This is a genomic window from Mycobacterium sp. 1274761.0 (assembly GCF_001668615.1).
Classification (GTDB): Bacteria; Actinomycetota; Actinomycetes; order Mycobacteriales; family Mycobacteriaceae; genus Mycobacterium.
In genome coordinates this window covers 196,479-213,364 of the sequence record NZ_LZMC01000038.1, presented here as the reverse complement: position 1 = coordinate 213,364, position 16,886 = coordinate 196,479, and the positions used below count along the sequence as shown (strand labels likewise).

14 protein-coding genes are annotated in these 16,886 nt (G+C 66.1%); 7 read left to right on the top strand and 7 right to left on the bottom strand.

Features of this window, described 5'->3' with window-relative positions:
* Positions 1-4: 4 nt before the first annotated feature.
* Positions 5-427 carry a pyridoxamine 5'-phosphate oxidase family protein gene (locus tag A5651_RS06985; RefSeq protein WP_066977362.1) on the bottom strand — a complete coding sequence of 141 codons (423 nt, stop codon included), beginning with the start codon at positions 425-427 and terminating at the stop codon, positions 5-7.
* Positions 428-766: 339 nt separating this feature from the next.
* On the opposite strand from A5651_RS06985, the gene A5651_RS06975 reads away from it, so the two are divergent.
* Positions 767-1,153 carry a hypothetical protein gene (locus A5651_RS06975; RefSeq protein ID WP_231988594.1) on the top strand — a complete coding sequence of 129 codons (387 nt, stop codon included), beginning with the start codon at positions 767-769 and terminating at the stop codon, positions 1,151-1,153.
* Between the two features lie 14 nt (positions 1,154-1,167).
* On the opposite strand, the gene A5651_RS06970 is transcribed toward A5651_RS06975, so the two are convergent.
* The 3 genes from A5651_RS06970 to A5651_RS06960 all read right to left on the bottom strand — a co-directional run bounded on the left by A5651_RS06970 (position 1,168) and on the right by A5651_RS06960 (position 3,190).
* A complete protein-coding gene (locus A5651_RS06970; RefSeq protein WP_066977238.1) occupies positions 1,168-1,959 on the bottom strand; it encodes a DUF1906 domain-containing protein in 792 nt (263 codons plus the stop codon).
* Between the two features lie 54 nt (positions 1,960-2,013).
* Complete coding sequence (locus A5651_RS06965; protein ID WP_156662674.1) at positions 2,014-2,691, bottom strand: GAP family protein; 678 nt, start codon at positions 2,689-2,691, stop codon at positions 2,014-2,016.
* Positions 2,692-2,752: 61 nt separating this feature from the next.
* The gene (locus A5651_RS06960) at positions 2,753-3,190 is read right to left on the bottom strand and encodes an EVE domain-containing protein (protein WP_231988593.1); all 438 of its coding nucleotides are present in this window, start codon (positions 3,188-3,190) and stop codon (positions 2,753-2,755) included.
* A 22-nt stretch (positions 3,191-3,212) separates the two neighbouring features.
* Between A5651_RS06960 and A5651_RS06955 the strand changes: the two genes are divergently transcribed.
* The gene (locus A5651_RS06955) at positions 3,213-3,419 is read left to right on the top strand and encodes a zinc-ribbon domain-containing protein (RefSeq protein ID WP_369803916.1); all 207 of its coding nucleotides are present in this window, start codon (positions 3,213-3,215) and stop codon (positions 3,417-3,419) included.
* A 12-nt stretch (positions 3,420-3,431) separates the two neighbouring features.
* Here the strand turns inward: A5651_RS06955 and A5651_RS25660 are convergent, their stop codons facing one another.
* Positions 3,432-3,608 carry a hypothetical protein gene (locus A5651_RS25660; RefSeq protein WP_197496564.1) on the bottom strand — a complete coding sequence of 59 codons (177 nt, stop codon included), beginning with the start codon at positions 3,606-3,608 and terminating at the stop codon, positions 3,432-3,434.
* A gap of 8 nt (positions 3,609-3,616) precedes the next feature.
* Positions 3,617-4,861: an MFS transporter gene (locus A5651_RS06950; protein WP_066977232.1), complete on the bottom strand. Its 1,245-nt coding sequence runs from the start codon at positions 4,859-4,861 to the stop codon at positions 3,617-3,619.
* Between the two features lie 137 nt (positions 4,862-4,998).
* Between A5651_RS06950 and A5651_RS06945 the strand changes: the two genes are divergently transcribed.
* Entirely contained in the window at positions 4,999-6,576 is a 1,578-nt protein-coding gene (locus tag A5651_RS06945) for an FMN-binding glutamate synthase family protein (RefSeq protein ID WP_066977229.1), read from the top strand.
* Positions 6,577-6,588: 12 nt separating this feature from the next.
* On the opposite strand, the gene A5651_RS06940 is transcribed toward A5651_RS06945, so the two are convergent.
* Complete coding sequence (locus tag A5651_RS06940) at positions 6,589-7,617, bottom strand: fused (3R)-hydroxyacyl-ACP dehydratase subunits HadA/HadB (RefSeq protein WP_066977226.1); 1,029 nt, start codon at positions 7,615-7,617, stop codon at positions 6,589-6,591.
* A 273-nt stretch (positions 7,618-7,890) separates the two neighbouring features.
* On the opposite strand from A5651_RS06940, the gene A5651_RS06935 reads away from it, so the two are divergent.
* The 4 genes from A5651_RS06935 to A5651_RS06920 are packed head-to-tail and all read left to right on the top strand — an operon-like array spanning position 7,891 to position 16,883.
* Entirely contained in the window at positions 7,891-9,654 is a 1,764-nt protein-coding gene (locus A5651_RS06935) for an NAD(P)/FAD-dependent oxidoreductase (protein ID WP_066977350.1), read from the top strand.
* A 28-nt stretch (positions 9,655-9,682) separates the two neighbouring features.
* Positions 9,683-15,181, top strand: coding sequence for a type I polyketide synthase (locus tag A5651_RS06930; protein ID WP_066977224.1), 5,499 nt, complete (start codon positions 9,683-9,685; stop codon positions 15,179-15,181).
* The gene (locus tag A5651_RS06925; protein ID WP_066977222.1) at positions 15,178-16,026 is read left to right on the top strand and encodes an ABC transporter ATP-binding protein; all 849 of its coding nucleotides are present in this window, start codon (positions 15,178-15,180) and stop codon (positions 16,024-16,026) included. Before A5651_RS06930 ends, A5651_RS06925 begins: the two co-directional genes overlap by 4 nt.
* Entirely contained in the window at positions 16,026-16,883 is an 858-nt protein-coding gene (locus tag A5651_RS06920) for an ABC transporter permease (RefSeq protein ID WP_066977219.1), read from the top strand. The genes A5651_RS06925 and A5651_RS06920 overlap by 1 nt, the downstream gene beginning before the upstream one ends.
* The last annotated feature ends 3 nt before the right edge of the window (positions 16,884-16,886 follow it).

Genomic DNA, 16,886 nt, shown 5'->3' with positions numbered 1-16,886 from the left:
CCGGCTATTCGTCGGAGTAGTCCGCTGTGAGCCACCGATCGGGACGGATGGTGAACAACACTGACGGATAGTCGCCCATGTTCTCGACAAAGGCACGTCCGCCCGCCGCACCGAGATACCGGATGGCGATGGACTCCCGAACGTCGCGCGGCGCGGGTTCGGTGGTGTCGACCACGGTGCCCTCAACGACGACATACTGATACGGCGGTTCTTCCCTCTGCACGACCAGAGACACGACTCCCGCTTGCTTGATCAGGTGCGCTTTGCGCGATCGCGCACCCGTGTTGATGAGGATGTGCCCATCGGTGTACTCGTACCAAATCGGCACGCTCGCCGGGGGACGGCCATCCGACGCGGCGACGGACAGCACGCCGACGTGTACGTCCTGAAGAAAACCATGACGCCCGGACTCCGTGAAGTGCCTCATAGTGGCTACGAACGTCATCGGTGCGTGACGTATTCCACTCGGGCGGGTCGATTGCGCCGCAAAGGTGTTGTCATCGAGTCGGTTTCGGCTGCGCTATCCGTCGATACCGGTGTAGGTGGCGAGATCGAGAGCATGCGCAGCGTGAACATCGCGGCAAGAACAGGCACGACCGCGTGCGACGCGGACCCAAATTCGCTGCATGTCCACGATGAATCGGCGGTATACGTGCAGGGATGTCGATACGATCCCGGTTATTGGGATCGGTAGTACTTCGGTCGGGGTGCACTTTCCGAAACGACGCCGCCACCGCGGCCTGTGCACACACGAAGGGACATCGATATGCACGCCAAACGAATAGTCGCCGGGACGTTTCTGTCAGCCGGCCTCGCCGCGGCAAGCCTCGGGCTGGGAACCGGTACCGTGCAGGCCCTCCCGTCGCAGCCGCATGAGTGGTGCCCCGGAATGTCCATGCACAATCCCCCGGGACCGGGAGCCATGTATCACTGGGACATGAACGTGTGCCACACCTGGCAGTACGTGCAGCCCGGCATGGGCAATGTCGCACGCGAGGTCATGGTCGGCCCCCTCGATCCCGTCACGTATCGGCCAGCCGGTTACGAAATCAAAGTCGAGGGCAGCGATCTCTGGGATGGCCCGAACCCCCCGCCGGGGTCGGCCCGCGAATGCGGCCATGACGGGTTCACGGGCATCCCGATTTCCTGCTAGCACTCAAAGGCGTCTTACGGGTGCAGATTCCACTGGCCACAATCCTGGGCCAGGACGTCGTTGACGTCGACTTCGAGCCCGCCGACCAACGGCCCCGGATTCGACTTCGTGCTCACGATCCGTTGGTACAGAACGGCGGCGGGGTGGACCTGGCCTTTGGACCACGACCGTGTCTGCCACGCCCAGCGTCGCCCGGGCGTGCTCGAACTACCGATCACGCCGTCGCCGATTGCCCACTGGCACACGTCGATGCCGCCGTACACCCCGGTGCGCTGAACGCCAAGCACCGAGTTGATCCCGCGAAACCACTGCAGCGCAACACTGTTCCATGTTTGACGGTTGATGTCGTCATCGACGGAGAAGAAGATCGGTGCACTCCGGCCGCCACCTGCCGCGGTGTGCAGCTGCCACGCGGTCTGGGCGTCCGCGACGCCGCCGGCAAACCCGCGCGTGAAGTCTGACGGCGCGGTCCCGCCCGGCTTTCCGTATTGGTAGTTGCTGACGATCACCAGACCGGCTTGGGTGAGCGCCTCGGCATAGGGGCGTGTGATCGGCTTGGCACCGAACGTCGAGCCCGGCCGCGACAGCGAGACGTAGTTGATCACCCCGGAGTACCCGGCGGCCCGGATGTGTTGCGCGGGGATCTGACGGGCGGCGAAGTCGATCAGCTGCGGAGCAGCAGCCCGCGCCGTCGGAGCGGCCGCACCAGCTGACGCCACGCCCAGGCCGAACAGCGCCGACGCCGCGGCTGCAAAGCGCAATGCGTCGCGCCGGGAAACCGCGCGCGAACCTGAATAGCCCTGCACGGCCGGATGTTAACAATGTGGCCAGCGTTAATGGTGTAGCCTCGCCGGGTCGCACTAGCTCAGGTCGCTGATTCCGCGGCCCATCACCATCGCCGCCAAGACCAGCAGCAGCACCATCGTCACTGCCTTCTCGTTGGCCAGCAGCCACGTTTTGAAATCAGCCAATCGTGCCCGGGCCCCGGCACCACCGACGAGGTAGGCGATCAGCGGCACGGTGATCGTCACCGTCGACACCAACAAGAATCCCGCCGCCACGCCCAGCTTCGCAGGCAGGGACCCGTGTGCAGCGCCGATGTCCGCGCCTGCCAGCAGGACGATCGCGAGGCTCGACGGGTCGATCACACTGACGGCTACGCCGATGCCGATCGACCCGATAGGCGAGAGTCGGTCGACGCGGCGCACCAAAGGACTCGGTTTCGTTGGATCTGGCGCCGGGCGACGCCACCGCCGCACCGCAAGTCCGAGCAGCACGACGCCAATGACGATGCGCGCGATCGACAACGCCGGCGCAGGGTGATCCCGATGGCCGGGCCCGTGTAGGCCGAGAATTGCAAAGACGGCGATCATGATGGCCAGACACGCCACGAGGCCTAGTATTCGACCGCTCACGAACGCCACGCCCTTGGCGGCCGCCCCTTCTGAGACCAGGATCAACAGAATCACGAGAATGGGCAGCGGCCCCGCCATCAAGGTGACGGCCAGCGGCAGGATTTGACCAATCGTATTGCCCACCAACACATTCCTCTCGCCGCGCCATCTCGAGATCGCCGACCGCTGGCCTGGTCAGGCTACTCTAGCCCGCAGCCATTCCGGTGGCTGGCAGTAGCGGCTCGAGGAGCGTCCATTCCTTTTCGCTCACCCACGACGGGTTGGCCTGCTGCGGTGACCGGAACACCTCCATCGCGCGCAACGCCCCGACCGTCAGCAGCTCGGCCGCCGTCACCGGCTCAGCCAACAGCGGGATGCGGACAGGCACATGCAGCCGGCCGCCCTCGACGGTGACATCTCCGGTGACGCGACCCGCGCCCCAGATTCCTCGCCGCGGATGTGACGTGACCCAGAACAGCACTCGCTGGCCCGGCCGGATGAGACGTGAACGGTAGTTGTCGGCGATGCACCACGACGACCGCGCCTCGCCTGCGGCCCGCATGGATTCAAGCGGCGTCTTGCGTGGGTTGCACTTGATGATCCACGCACCGAGGTCGTCGAGGGTCACACGCAGCGGCGCCAAGGCTCTTCCCTACGCTGATGTGGTGTTGTTCTTGCTCTTCGGCTTCGCCTCCAAGCAGAAGGTTCTCGGCGTGGGGCAGGTGCGGACATGCCCCCACTGCCACAACAACGCGCAGTGGACGCGAATGCAGGAGTTCAAGCAGTTCACGGTTTTCTTCGTTCCGCTCGCGCGATGGGGGCGCCGGGAGTTCGAGGTCTGCGGGATCTGCGGCCAGGTTTTGGCCGCTTGACCGAGGCCGTGGTCAGTTGTCCGCCGGCGGCGTGTCGCCGCTGACCACCTGACGCTCGTGTTCCGTGCGGCGCGCCAACTCGTCATCGTCGGGGTGCTTGGGCATCTTGGCGTGCTCGCGATGGTCGGGATGCACCTCTTCGGTAGGAACCATCACATCGTTGAGATCGGGGCGTTCGTCATCGGGCATGCCTTCGCCTACCCGGGCAACGGCGCGCCCAATCGCGACGGTCGGCACAACCACGCCACCGCCAAGCACATCACCGCGGCCACCGCGAACGCCGCCTGCACGTTTATCAGGTCAGCGGTGCCGCCGAGCACCGCCGCCGCGATCGGCCGCGAGCCGACGAAACCCACCAGCCACAGCGCCATGATCCGGCCCCGCAACACCTCCGGCGCGCGCTCCTGAACGAGCGTGCTGAGCCCCGTCATCGCCCATCCGAAACCGACCCCGGCGACCGCGAACCCCGTCATCGCCACCGCGGACACCGTGCCGACGGCGAGAATCACGGTGCCGGCCACCAGGCCGGCCAACCCGATCGACGACACCCGAGCCGACGGCAGGTGGCCGCGCATCAGCGCCAGCGTTGCCATCCCGACCGCCGCGCCGAGACCGAACGTCGCCGACAGTGTTCCGACAAGCCGTGTGCCGCCGCCCAATTCGTCGGCCATGGACGGAGTCAACGTGATGGACGGATCGGAGACGATCCCGACCGTCGTCACCGCGATCAGCGCCAGCAGCAGCGGCCGGTCCGTCCAGACGTACCTGACGGCGGTGCGCACGCGGTAGTCGGTATCGGCATGACGAGGCGGCGGAGACGGAAACCGCACCACGGCGAGCAAGAGCGCGAAAATCAGGTGCAGCCCGGCGCTGACCGCGAATCCGGCGGCCGACCCCAGGTGCGCCGCCAGGTAGGCACCCGACGCCGGTCCGGCCACCCGCCCGAGCGTCATCGGCATGCTGTTGAGCGCCATGGCCGTCGAAAGTTCGCCGTCGCGAATGAGATTCGGCACGATTGACTGCATCGCAGGACCGCCGACCACGAAACCCAGACCGACCAACAACGACCCGACGAGCACGGGAACCGCCGCGGACATGCCCCGCAGGCCCTCATCGAGGAACAGCCACGCCGCCACCGAACCCGAGCCTGCAACGCACAGCACCCTGCCGAGCAGGATCTGTCGCGCGGGGTTCCCGGTGTCAGCCCACTTGCCACTGGTCGGGCTCAAGATCAGCTGCGGGCCGAACTGCACCACGCCGACGAGGCCGACCATCATCGCCGACCGGGTGGCGTCGTACATCACGATCGCGGCCACGATGCCGTGGGTCCAGACCCCGACGACGGCGAACATCTTGCCCCAGAACAGCACCCCGAACACGGGATCGAAGATCAGCCCGAGGGCGCCGCGGGGCCGCGGCGGGGCGGTGGCTTGCGCGGTCATCCGTCCACCGCCGGAGCGGGGCGGACGGGCAAGCGCATACCTATATGCATAGCATCTCGATGTATGTCGGGATCGGCCCGAGTCAACGCTCGCGGCTACTCGGTTTTGATTTGGGGCAGTGCGGAAACACTGCCGGAGTGAGCAGGGCCGTTCGTGCAGTCGCCGCCGCGGCCGCCTCCGCATTGGGTGCCATCGCCGCGCGGGATCTCTTCCAACGCAAACACGCGCTGTTGCGCAACTATCCGGTGGTGGGCCACGCGCGCTACCTGATCGAGGCCGTCGGGCCCGAGCTGCGGCAGTACATCGTCGCTGCCAACGACGAGGAACGACCCTTCACCCGTGACCAGCGTCGCTGGGTCTACGCCTCGGCCAAGAAGGAGAACAACTACTTCGGCTTCGGCACCGACAAGGACATGGAGTACACCGCCGGCTACCCGGTAATCAAGCACGCGACGTTCGCGCTGTCCACGCCCAAGTCGACGCCGGAGGCGTCGCGCGAGGTCGGTCTGCCATGCGCGAAGGTGATCGGCGCGGCCCGGCAGCGCCGCGGAGCATTCCGACCGGACTCCGTGGTGAACATCTCGGCCATGAGCTTCGGCTCGCTGTCGGGCCCCGCAATCGAAGCCCTCAACCGGGGTGCCGCGCTCGCCGGGTGTCTGCACAACACCGGCGAAGGCGGCATCTCGCGTTACCACCGCCACGGCGGCGAGCTCATCTTCCAGATCGGCACGGCCTATTTCGGCTGCCGCGACGCCGACGGCCGCTTCGACCTCGAGAAGCTCAAGGACGTGGTGGCCGGTGCACCGGTGCGTGCGCTGGAGATCAAGCTCAGCCAGGGGGCCAAACCCAGCCTTGGTGGCCTGCTGCCCGCACCGAAAGTGTCCGCCGAGATCGCCGAGGCTCGAGGCATACCAGCGGGCCGGGACTGCGTCAGCCCGTCGCGGCACGCCGAATTCTCCGACACCGACAGCCTGCTCGACTGGGTGGAACTCCTCGCCACGGAAACCGGTCTGCCCGTAGGAATCAAGTCCGCGGTCGGCGACCTCTCGTTCTGGTACGAGCTCACCGATCTCATGCGCATCACGGGCCGCGGCGTCGACTTCGTCACCATCGACGGCGGTGAAGGAGGAACGGGTGCGGCGCCGATGATCTTCACCGACACCGTCTCGCTGCCCTTCCAACTCGGCTTCGCCCGGGTGTACCGGATCTTCGCCGAGAACGATCTAACCGACCGCGTCACGTTCATCGGCGGTGGCAAGCTCGGCCTGCCCGACAACGCGGTGGTCGGCTTCGCGCTCGGCTGCGACATGGTCAACGTCGCGCGGGAAGCGATGCTGGCGATCGGTTGCATTCAGGCGCAGAAGTGCCACACCGACACGTGTCCCACCGGCGTCGCCACACAGAACGCATGGTTGGCGCGTGGCCTGGTGCCCGAGGTCAAGGCCGGACGGGTCGCCAACTACATCAAGACGCTGCGCCGCGATCTGGTCAAGGTGGCCGAAGCCTGCGGCGTCGCGCACCCCGGCCTCATCACCACCGATTCGGTCGACATCCTCGAGGGCCGAACCGGATCCACGCCGCTGCATGAGGTCTACGGCTACAAGCCCGGCATGGGCCTGCCGTCGGATGACGACCGCGCGGAGATCATCCGGCTGATGACGTGGGGCAAGCCCCAAGGCAGCTCCGCGCCGCCGTCCTCGGACGCTGTCGGTTGACCGGACGCCCCGTCAGCTGAAGCGGACGGTCAACGTCGCCAGCCCGAAGATCTTTCGCCCCGCCGACTTCGCCGCCACCAGCACGACGCCGGTGCGGGTATCTGCGTCCAGCGACTTGACGCGGCCGCTGAACTCGATGTCGGCGCCCTCGGCGGCCGTGACGATCGCGGGGGCCGACAGCCGCACCGCATAGCGGGTCACCGCACCGGGATCGCCTGACCACGAGGAGACGAATCCCGCGCCCAAACCCATGGTGAGCATGCCATGGGCGATCACATCGGGTAACCCGGCCAGCTTGGCGATGTCCTCGTCCCAATGGATCGGGTTGGCGTCACCTGCTACGCCGGAGTAGTTGACCAGGTCACCGCGGGACAGCCTGGCATGATGCACCGGCAGCTCGTCGCCGACCTTCACCTCGTCGAACGACGGTGTCCCGGGGGTCCGCGCGGTGGCCTCGGCGAAGCGGAACCCGCCCTCGGGTCGCACGGTCTTGCGGTAGTCGGCGTCGGCTCCGCCGACCGCGAGGATGTTGACGTCGTGCATCATCTTGCTGGCGACCGCGGTCTTGATCGCAGGGTTGACATCCTCGGCGGTGAGGCCGACTACGGTCGTGTGCAAGGTATGCACCCGCTCGCCGGCGGTGTCGGTGAACGTGTTGGTCACCGTGATCAGGTCCCTGCCTGCGATCCTGCGGACCGACGTCAGCTCGACATCGATACGCAGCTCGTCGCCGGCGACGATCGGGCGGTGCGCCTCGAAGACCTCTTCGGTCTGCATGTAGGTGTCGTAGCCGACAACGACCTCTTCGAACATCCGGCGGTTGCAGGTCATGCCGGGAGTGGAGGTGAACGTCAGCGGGGCTACCAGGTCTGGATAACCCAGTTCGGCGGCCGCGGCGACATTCCAGTGCGCGGGGTGGTAGTCCTGCACCGCGCGGGCGTACTCGCGGAGTTTCTCGCGGCCGACCTGGTAGGTGTCAGCCATCTGGTAGTAGTGGCCGACCCGCGCTTCCAGCGGCGAGGTCTCTGCTGCTGCGGTCATGAATGGCTCAACTTTTCTGCCGGCTTGTTGCTGGAGCCGACCAGAGCACACTAACGGTCCGAGACCGCCGCACGACAACGCCGCCGATGTTTGTCAGGTCCGGCGGAGGGTAATTGCACGACAGCGATGGCCCGTGTCACAATTGCATCGATTGTGCATCGATTGCCGTAGCCTCTGCGCGTCCATGACGTTGGCTCAGCGAACCGGTGACTGCGCGGCGGCCGATCCCGGTCGCGAGGAGGCGGACGTCGAGGAAGGGCAGCCAAAGTGGACGTGCGAGCGCAACTTTCGCAGTTGGATGCCGAAGCGCGTGCCGTCCTGGCCGGGAAACTGAGAAATCGGTTATCCGAGGCCGCGGTGCCGGCGGCACAACACGACGTCGTGATCGTGGGCGGCGGCGTTGCCGGTCTCACCCTCGGGCTGGAGATCCGCACCGCGCGGCCCGAGACGCGCGTGGCGATCATCGCGGCATCCGGTCACCCCGCAGCCGAGGTCACCCACACCGTGGGTGAGTCGACGGTCGAAGTATCGGCGCACTACCTACGCGATCGGCTCGGTCTCGGCGACCACTTGAGCACGGCTCAAATCCGCAAGATGGGTCTGCGGATGTTCTTCACTCACGACGGAAACACCGACATCGCCCGTCGGATGGAGGTCGGCAGTTCGTCCTTCGTTCCGCAGGTGACCTACCAGATCGACCGCGGCAGGCTGGAGAACGAACTGCACCGCCGCTGCCTCGCTGCGGGCATCGCAATCATCGACGGCAGAGTTCGGTCTGTCGGCCTGGGGCCCGCGGGTCCTCCGCACACGATCGCCTTCCAGAACACCGACAAGCTCCAAGAGACGACAGCGCGCTGGGTCGTCGATGCTTCAGGGCGAAACCGCACACTTGCCCGCCAGCTCGATCTCAGAAGCGTCAATCAGCACGACTGCAACGCATGCTGGCTGCGTGTCGCGACCGAAATCGACGTCGGCACGTGGAGCGACGACCCGGCGTGGCAGGGCCGGCTGACCGAGGGCGACCGCGCACTGTCCACCAACCACCTCATGGGGGACGGGTACTGGGTGTGGCTGATCCGCCTCGCATCGGGTGCCACCAGCGTCGGGATCGTCGCCGACCCCGCCTACCACCCGTTCGAGACGTTCAACACCTTGTCCCGCGCCACCTCCTGGCTGGCTGAGCATGAGCCGCAGTGCGCGGCGGTCCTGGCCGAGCACGAGCACCTGATCAGAGATTTCCGGGTGATGAAGAAGTACAGCCACGGCGTGACGAAGGTGTTCGACGGTGGGCAGCGGTGGTGCCTGACCGGTGACAGCGGAATTTTCCTCGACCCGCTGTATTCGTCGGGACTGGATCTGGTGGCGATCGGCAACGGCCTCGTCACCGACATGGTCGTGCGCGACCTCGACGGTGAGAACGTCACCGCGCGGGCGCAGATCAGCGACTCTCTGTTCCGCTCCCTCACCGACATGTGGCTCGCCGTCTACCGGGACCAGTACAGCTTGATGGGCACGCCACCGGTGATGGCGGCCAAAATCATCTGGGACGTCGCGTTCTACTGGGGATTCATCGGATTCCTCTACGCCAACGGACGATTCGTCGGCGTCGCCGACGACCCCGGGTTCGTGCCGCACCTCGAAGGGCTCATCGCTCTCAGCAACCGGGTGCAACGCTTCTTCCGTGAATGGGCCGCCATCGAACACAGCCCTCCCACAGTGCATTTCGTCGACCTGTACGCCCCACTGAACTTCATGGTGGCGCTGCACACCGCGATGATGGAACCCAGTCAGGACTTCGATGCGCAGTTCGAGGCCAATACTCGACTGCTCCGCCAAGTCGCCGGTCAGCTTGCCCAAATCGTTGTCGAGGACAAGTCGCAGATCTTCACCGACGACGACGTGATGCGGCAGGTGCAGGCATGGCAGCGTGATCCACTATTGCGGGAACTGCGGATGGCCTACCGCCGCGATCAGCCCGACAACCCGCTCAGCCGAGATTGGCTTGTCACCGGTTCCTCTGCGCTGCAGACGATCTGAGTAGGCATCGATGCAGCCAGGCACCTCCATGCAGACCCCCGAACCGTTGGCGATCGTCGGGATCGGCTGTCGGTTCCCCGGCGGCGTCGACTCGCAACAAAGCTTCTGGCAGATGCTGTGCGACGACGTCGACGCGACCCGCGACGTTCCCGGCACGCGGTGGGACGCCGCCAGGTATCACGATCCGAACCCGGCGAAGCTCGGCAAGATCGTCACCCGCAGAGGCGGATTCCTCGATCAGATCGACCAATTCGACCCGCAGTTCTTCGGCATCTCTCCCCGCGAGGCCCATTCGTTGGATCCGCAGCAGCGCCTTCTACTGCAGGTGGCGTGGGAGGCGCTGGAAGACGGAGGCGTTCCAGCCGACCAGCTGGCCGGCACCGACGTCGGCGTCTTCATCGGCGGCTTCACCCTCGACTATCAGCTGTTGCAGAATCAGGGCCGCGCCAGCCGCTACCGGTTCAAGCCGCATTCGGCCACCGGGATGATGATGACGATGCTGGCGAACCGGATCTCGTTCGCCTTCGACTTCCGTGGACCCAGCATGTCGGTCGACACCGCGTGCTCCAGCTCGCTGGTAGCGGTACACCTTGCGGCGCAGAGCATTTGGAACGGCGAATGCCACCATGCCCTCGCTGGCGGGGTCAACATCATGATTGGCCCCAACACCGCCATCGCCGAATCGAAGAGCGGCTTCTTGAGCCCGGAGGGGCGGTCCAAGGCATTCGACGACTCAGCCGACGGTTATGCCCGCGGAGAGGGCGGCGCGGTCGTGTTGATCAAGCCGGTAGAGCACGCGGTCCGCGACGGCGACCACATCTACGCCCAGATTCTCGGGTCAGCGGTGTCGCAAGACGGCCACACCGACGGCATCACCGTGCCGCGGGGAGAAGCGCAGGAGGCGGCCATCACGGCAGCGCTCCGGCGGGCCGGCGTCGCCCCCGGTGAGGTCGGCTACGTCGAAGCGCACGGCACAGGCACGCCCGTGGGCGACCCCATCGAGATGCGGGCGCTGGCCGGTGCTTTGGCCACACAGCGGCCGGCAGCGCGCCCATTGCTGATCGGGTCGGTGAAGACGAACATCGGCCACCTAGAAGCCGGTGCCGGGATTGCCGGGCTGATCAAAGCGGCATTAGTCCTCCAACACGGATACGTACCGGCCAATCTGCATCTTCGGCGGCCGACCCGACAGGTCTGCCTGGACGATCTCAACATCGACATTCCGGCGGCGGGCCGGCCCTTCCCGGCGTGCCTGCGGCGGATCGCGGGTGTCAACTCGTTCGGGTTCGGCGGCACCAATGCCCACGTCGTCCTCGCCGAACCCCCGAGCGCCCCGCCTGCTGCTCGCCACGAGATCGCCCGCCCTCTTCCCGTCGCCGTCCTGCCGATCTCGGCGCGCAGCAGCGAAGCGCTGGCTGAGACCGCCGGCCGGCTGGCGGAGCAGCTGGCCGCAGACGACGACATCGCGCTGACGGATTTGGCCTACACACTCAGCCGGCGCCGCACCCACCACACCTACCGTCAAGCGTTGATCGCCGAAACCGTCGCCGACGCCGAAGAACAACTCCGGGCGGTCGCCGACGGCGGCCAGATCCCCGCCGCCCGCACCGAACCCAGCGCATCCAAGCTGGCGTTCGTCTGCACCGGCATGGGACCGCAGTGGTGGCGGATGTGCCGCGGGCTGCTCGACGTCTTTCCCGCGTTCACCGACAGCATTCTGCGAAGCGACAAGGAACTGTCCCGCTACGCGGACTGGTCTCTCGTCGATGAACTGCGCTGCGACGAAACCCGATCCCGGATGGGCGAAACCGAAATCGCGCAACCCGCCAACTTCGCCATCCAGGTCGCCTTGGCCCGACAACTCGCGGAGTTCGGCATCGTGCCCGATGCTCTGGTGGGACACAGCGCCGGGGAAGTCGCCGCCCACCATCTGGCCGGTCTGCTGACCTTCGAGCAGGCGATCGAGGTGATCTACCACCGCAGCCGGCTGCAACAGCGTACGAGCGGGCGAGGCCGCATGCTCGCCGTCGGGCTCGACGCCGACAGCCTGCTGCAGACACTCGATGGGGAGCTGGAAAGCCGTTTCGGGCAGGGTGTTTCGGTGGCCGCCGTCAACAGCCCGTCGGCGCTGACCATCGCCGGTGACGACGAAGTGCTGGACGAGATCGCTCGCCAGCTGGACAAGGCGGGCGTTTTCAGTCGGATGCTCGCCGTGAAGGTGCCCTATCACACTCACTACATGGACGTGATCAAGGACGACCTCTTTGAGGCGTTGGACGGGTTGTCGTCGGACGACGCCACCGTGCCGCTGTTTTCGACGGTCACCGGTGAACGGTTGCACGGTTACCGTGCCGGCGCAGCGTACTGGTGGCAGAACATCCGCGCCTCCGTGCTGTTCGAACCGGCGGTTCGCCGGATGCTGGACGACGGGTACACGCACTTCGTCGAACTCGGACCCCACCCCGTGCTGGCCGCGCCGATCGTGGAGACTGCTGGTTCGCAACGGGTTTCGGTGATTGCGGCGCAGCGCCGCGATCACGACGACGCCCGCACGCTTATGATGTGCGTCGCCGCACTGCACTGTCACGGACACGACGTCGACTGGGACGCTGTCAATCCCCGCAGCGGGGCCCGATACGTGAAGTTGCCCTCGTACCCGTGGCAGACGAAACGCTACTGGGACGAAACACACGAAGCCGAGGAGGCCCTCTACTACCGACCCGTGCACCCATTGCTCGGACAGCCGGTGCGGGCCGTGCATCCCACCTGGGAGGCCGAACTGAACCCGGTCACCAACAGATGGCTGCAGGACCACCGCGTGCAGGGAAGCGTAGTCGTACCGGCAGCGGTCTACGTCGAAATGGCCTTGGCCGCAGCCAAACTCACCTACGGATCAGACCACAGCGTGGACAACCTCGTGCTTCACCGTGCCGTCATCCTCGACGAGACGTGTGATCCCGTGCTGCGTACCACCCTCAACGAGGCGGACGGCTCCCTTGAGTTCGCGGCATTCACCGCCACCGCCGACGGGGACCTCAAATGGGCGATCACCGCAACCGCAGAACTCACCACGCTGCCGGTCTCGCGCGGCCGCGACGAGACACCCGACGGCGCGGGGCCGCTGACGACGACGAGCGGCGAGGACTTCTACCGCGGCACGCAAGCGTTGGGTTTCGGTTACGGTGACGCGTTCCGCTCGGTTGTCGCGGTGACCGCCGGCCACGACTGGGCCGTCGCAGACATCACCGTTCCGGACGGCGTCGCCGACGACCTGGACGACTACCGGTTTCACCCCGTACTGGTCGACGGGGCCTTCCAGACCTTGTTCTGCGCACCGTTCTCCGGACACGAGGACACCAACGAGCCCTATCTGCCCACCCGTGTCCGCCACTGCGCGGTATACGGCTCGCCGCAGCCGCACATGCGGGTTCATGTCCGTGTGCTGTCGGCGACCCGGGAAGCCGTCGAATGCGACATCGCCATCACAGACCCTGACGGGAACCGGCTCGCCGTCTTCGAGGGGTTCGCCGTGCAATCGCTTGGCGCGTCGGCGCGCATGTCGCTCGACCGGATCGACCGGGCACTCTACGAGCTCGAATGGTCGCCAAAGGTTTTCGACAACACCGCGGCGGCGATACCCGACGCAGATGTCCCGGGGACCGGGTCCTGGCTGATTCTCGCCGACGCGTCCGGCGTCGGCGCACGGCTTGCCGACGAACTACGCCGACGCGGGCAGAAGGTGCGTTGCGTCGAGTCGTCGGACTCGGATTTCGCCGCACGGCTCGACCAGTCTCTCGAGCGGCACCTCGGCGACCGCGGCGGGTTGACCGGCATCGTCGACTGCTGGCCGCTCGACATGCCGGCGCGCGCCGAACAAGCAGATCAGCTAGGTGCCTTCACGGTGCTGCGCCTCGTCAAAGCGCTCGCGGCACACGGTAGCGGCGCCGCGCGGTTGCACGTGGTCACCGGCAACGCGCAACCGGCGCCCGGGACCGATCTGACCGGGGCCGACCAGGCTGCCCTCTGGGGACTCGGTCGAGTGATCGGCCATCAGGAGTTTCCCGAACTGTGGGGCGGCCTCATCGACATCGACCCAAACGATGACTGCGAGAGGTCAGCAGCGCGCATTTGCGCGCATCTTCTCGGCGCATCTCCCGAAGACCAGATCGCGATCCGCGGCGACGAGACGTTCGTCCCGCGCCTGCGCATCTGCCGCGACCTGACAAAGCCGTTTCCCACCAAGCTTTCTGCGGATGCGACCTACATCGTGACGGGCGGCACGGGAGCGCTCGGCCGCGTCGTAGCCGGCTATCTCGCCGAACGCGGCGCGCGGCACATCGTTTTGATGGGCCGCAGCACGTTCCCCGACCGGACGTGCTGGGCGGCGATGACCAAGGAGGACAGGCACTTCACGACTGTCGAGGCGATCCGGGCGATCGAACGCCTCGGCACACAGATCTCTGTCGCCAGTGTCGACATCACCGACGCTGAGCAGATGACGACGTGGCGCGACCACCACGTGCGGCAGGGCGGCCGGCCGGTGCGCGGAATCATTCACGCTGCAGGAGCGGTCGACGACAAACTGCTGATCAACATGTCCGAAGCGGACTACGCCGCTGTGGTGGCAGCCAAGATCACCGGTACCCGCGTGCTGCACAGCGTGTTCGGGCAGCACGACCTCGAGTTCTTCGTCATGTTCGGTTCCGCAGGATCCACCGTCGCGTCACCGGGACAGGCCAACTATGCAGCGGCCAACGCATTTCTCGATGCCTTCGCGTATTACCGCCAGTCGCAGGGACGTCCGGCACTCACGATCGGATGGGGCCCGTGGTCTGTGGGGATGGTCGAGGAGCTAAAGCTGGAGAACACGTACGCGCAACGAGGAATCGAGTTGATCACGCCCGCCCTCGGCACTCGCATCCTCGACCGGCTGATCGGTCAGAAGGTCCCCCATGTCGTCGCGATATCGGCTGACTGGAACCGCGCTCGCAGCGCGGGACTGAGCCAACGGCTGCCGCTGATGTTCGCTGACCTCGAGCACTCTGGATCGTCATCGGCACAACCGGATTCAGGCGCCTCGCTGCTTGACGTTCTCGCTGACGCGCCAGAAGCCGACAGGCCTACGGTGGTCGCCGAGCACCTCGGGCGAATCGTCGCCGACGTATTCGACTGTGCCGTATCCGATATCGAGCCCGACGACGTGCTGGACGACCTCGGCTTGGACTCCATGATGGCGATGGACTTACGGGTGCGGGTCAACACGATCTTTTCGATCGACCTGCCGGTGCTGGAAATTCTGCGCGGCGTCAGCGTGAACTCACTATCCGCGCGAGTGCTCGCCGAGCTCCGTGCGATTCACGGTGAAACTCTCGCCGCGGCAACGGATTTAGCGGAGGAACAGTCGCCCGCCACAGACGCCGACGTGGAGCAGCTCGTCGACGGGCTGTCCGAAAGCGAGTTGCGTGAGCTGCTGGCCGACCTGGAAGCCGACGCCACCGCGCCCGAGGCGGAGGTGCCGAACCCATGACGTCTGCCTCTACCCCGGCTGTTCACGTCCAGGGCTTGGCCAAGGCGTACGGTCAGACGCCTGCGGTGCACGATCTCGATCTGGACGTCGCCTACGGCGAGATCTTCGCGATCCTCGGCCCGAACGGGGCCGGGAAGTCCACCATCATCGAGATCCTTGAAGGTCACCGGAAACGCGATCGCGGGCGGGTCAGCGTGCTGGGGCAGGACCCGGGCTCGGCGGGCCGAGAATGGCGCGACCGAATCGGCATCGTGTTGCAGGAGGTCAGTGACGCCGGGATGCTGACGGTGCATGAGACAGTGCAGATGTTCTCGAGCTGTTATCGCACACCTCGAACCCCGGGGGAGGTGCTGGACCTCGTCGGCCTCGGGGCCCTCTCCGGGTCGAGGGTGAGGACGCTGTCCGGAGGCCAGCGCCGCCGGCTCGACGTCGCGCTTGGCATTGTCGGCAAGCCGGAACTGCTGTTCCTGGACGAGCCGACGACCGGGTTCGATCCCGAAGCGCGGCGGCACTTCTGGGAGCTCATCAGGCTTCTGGCGGCCGACGGCACGACGATCCTGCTGACCACCCACTATCTGGAGGAGGCGGCCGCTCTGGCCGACCGCGTCGCGGTCATCGCCGACGGCAAGGTGGTGGCTGTCGACTCGCCGACGAGGCTGACCGAACACGTGAACTCCGCGGCGACAGTTCGATGGGTGGAGGACGGCGAGGTGCACGAGGAGATCACCCACTACCCGACCGCGCTGATCAACAAGCGCAGCGGGGATGGCAGAGAATTGGCGGGACTCACCGTCTTTCGGCCGTCGCTGGAGGACGCTTACCTACACTTGATCGGCGCAGCGTGATGGTCGTCGAGCATCGGGTCGCGACATCGCCGCGGCGGCACGGCAGGACCGAATCGAAAGCGCCGCTGCCGTCGGCCGCGCGTATCGGATTGTCGCGCGTGCTACCGGAATTGAAGATGTTCTACCGCCGGCCCGAACAGGTGGCCCTCACGTTCTCGATGCCTGCGGTGATCTGTCTGCTGCTGGGTTCGATCTTCACGGCGAAACTGCCCAACAGCGACATCAGCACCGGCGCGGTGATCGCGGCGAGCATGCTGGCCTACGGAATCCTGTCGACGTCGTTCATCAACCTGGGCATCAGCATCGCCGCCGACCGCGATACCGGCGCCCTGCGACGGCTTCGGGGCACACCAGCCACGGCGACGTCGTACTTCATCGGAAAGGTCATGCTCGTCGCGATCGTCAGCGTCGCCGAGGCCGTGATCTTGCTGGCCGTCGGCGTTCTCGTCTTCGGCCTGCGGCTGCCCGACGGCCTCTCCGGATGGCTGACGCTGACCTGGGTGTTCATCCTGGGTATCACGAGCTGCTCGCTGTTGGGCATATTGATCAGCAACATCGCCAGCAACGCGGTTTCTGCCGCCGTCGTCACCAACGGCCCGGCGGTCGGTTTGCAATTCCTTTCCGGCACATACGTTCCGCTGATGATCCTGCCGACGTGGATGCTGGTGCTCGGGTCGATCTTCCCGGTCAAGTGGATCGCCCAAGGCTTCCGGTCGGTGCTGTTGCCCCCTCAGATGGAGGTCTTCGAACCGGCAGGCAGCTGGGAACACGGGCGGATCTTTTTGGTACTTGCCGCGTGGAGCGTCGCGGGTCTGATCGGTTGTCTGTCGGTATTCCGTTGGTCGGATCGAGGCTAGGAG

Excerpts from the sequence above, each read along its gene's own strand:
- A5651_RS06985 (WP_066977362.1), bottom strand. The coding sequence starts at position 427 with ATGAGGCACTTCACGGAGTCCGGGCGTCATGGTTTTCTTCAGGACGTA.
- A5651_RS06975 (WP_231988594.1), top strand. The coding sequence starts at position 767 with ATGCACGCCAAACGAATAGTCGCCGGGACGTTTCTGTCAGCCGGCCTC.
- A5651_RS25660 (WP_197496564.1), bottom strand. The coding sequence starts at position 3,608 with ATGCCCGATGACGAACGCCCCGATCTCAACGATGTGATGGTTCCTACC.
- A5651_RS06950 (WP_066977232.1), bottom strand. The coding sequence starts at position 4,861 with ATGACCGCGCAAGCCACCGCCCCGCCGCGGCCCCGCGGCGCCCTCGGG.
- A5651_RS06940 (WP_066977226.1), bottom strand. The coding sequence starts at position 7,617 with ATGACCGCAGCAGCAGAGACCTCGCCGCTGGAAGCGCGGGTCGGCCAC.
- A5651_RS06930 (WP_066977224.1), top strand. The coding sequence starts at position 9,683 with ATGCAGACCCCCGAACCGTTGGCGATCGTCGGGATCGGCTGTCGGTTC.
- A5651_RS06925 (WP_066977222.1), top strand. The coding sequence starts at position 15,178 with ATGACGTCTGCCTCTACCCCGGCTGTTCACGTCCAGGGCTTGGCCAAG.
- A5651_RS06920 (WP_066977219.1), top strand. The coding sequence starts at position 16,026 with ATGGTCGTCGAGCATCGGGTCGCGACATCGCCGCGGCGGCACGGCAGG.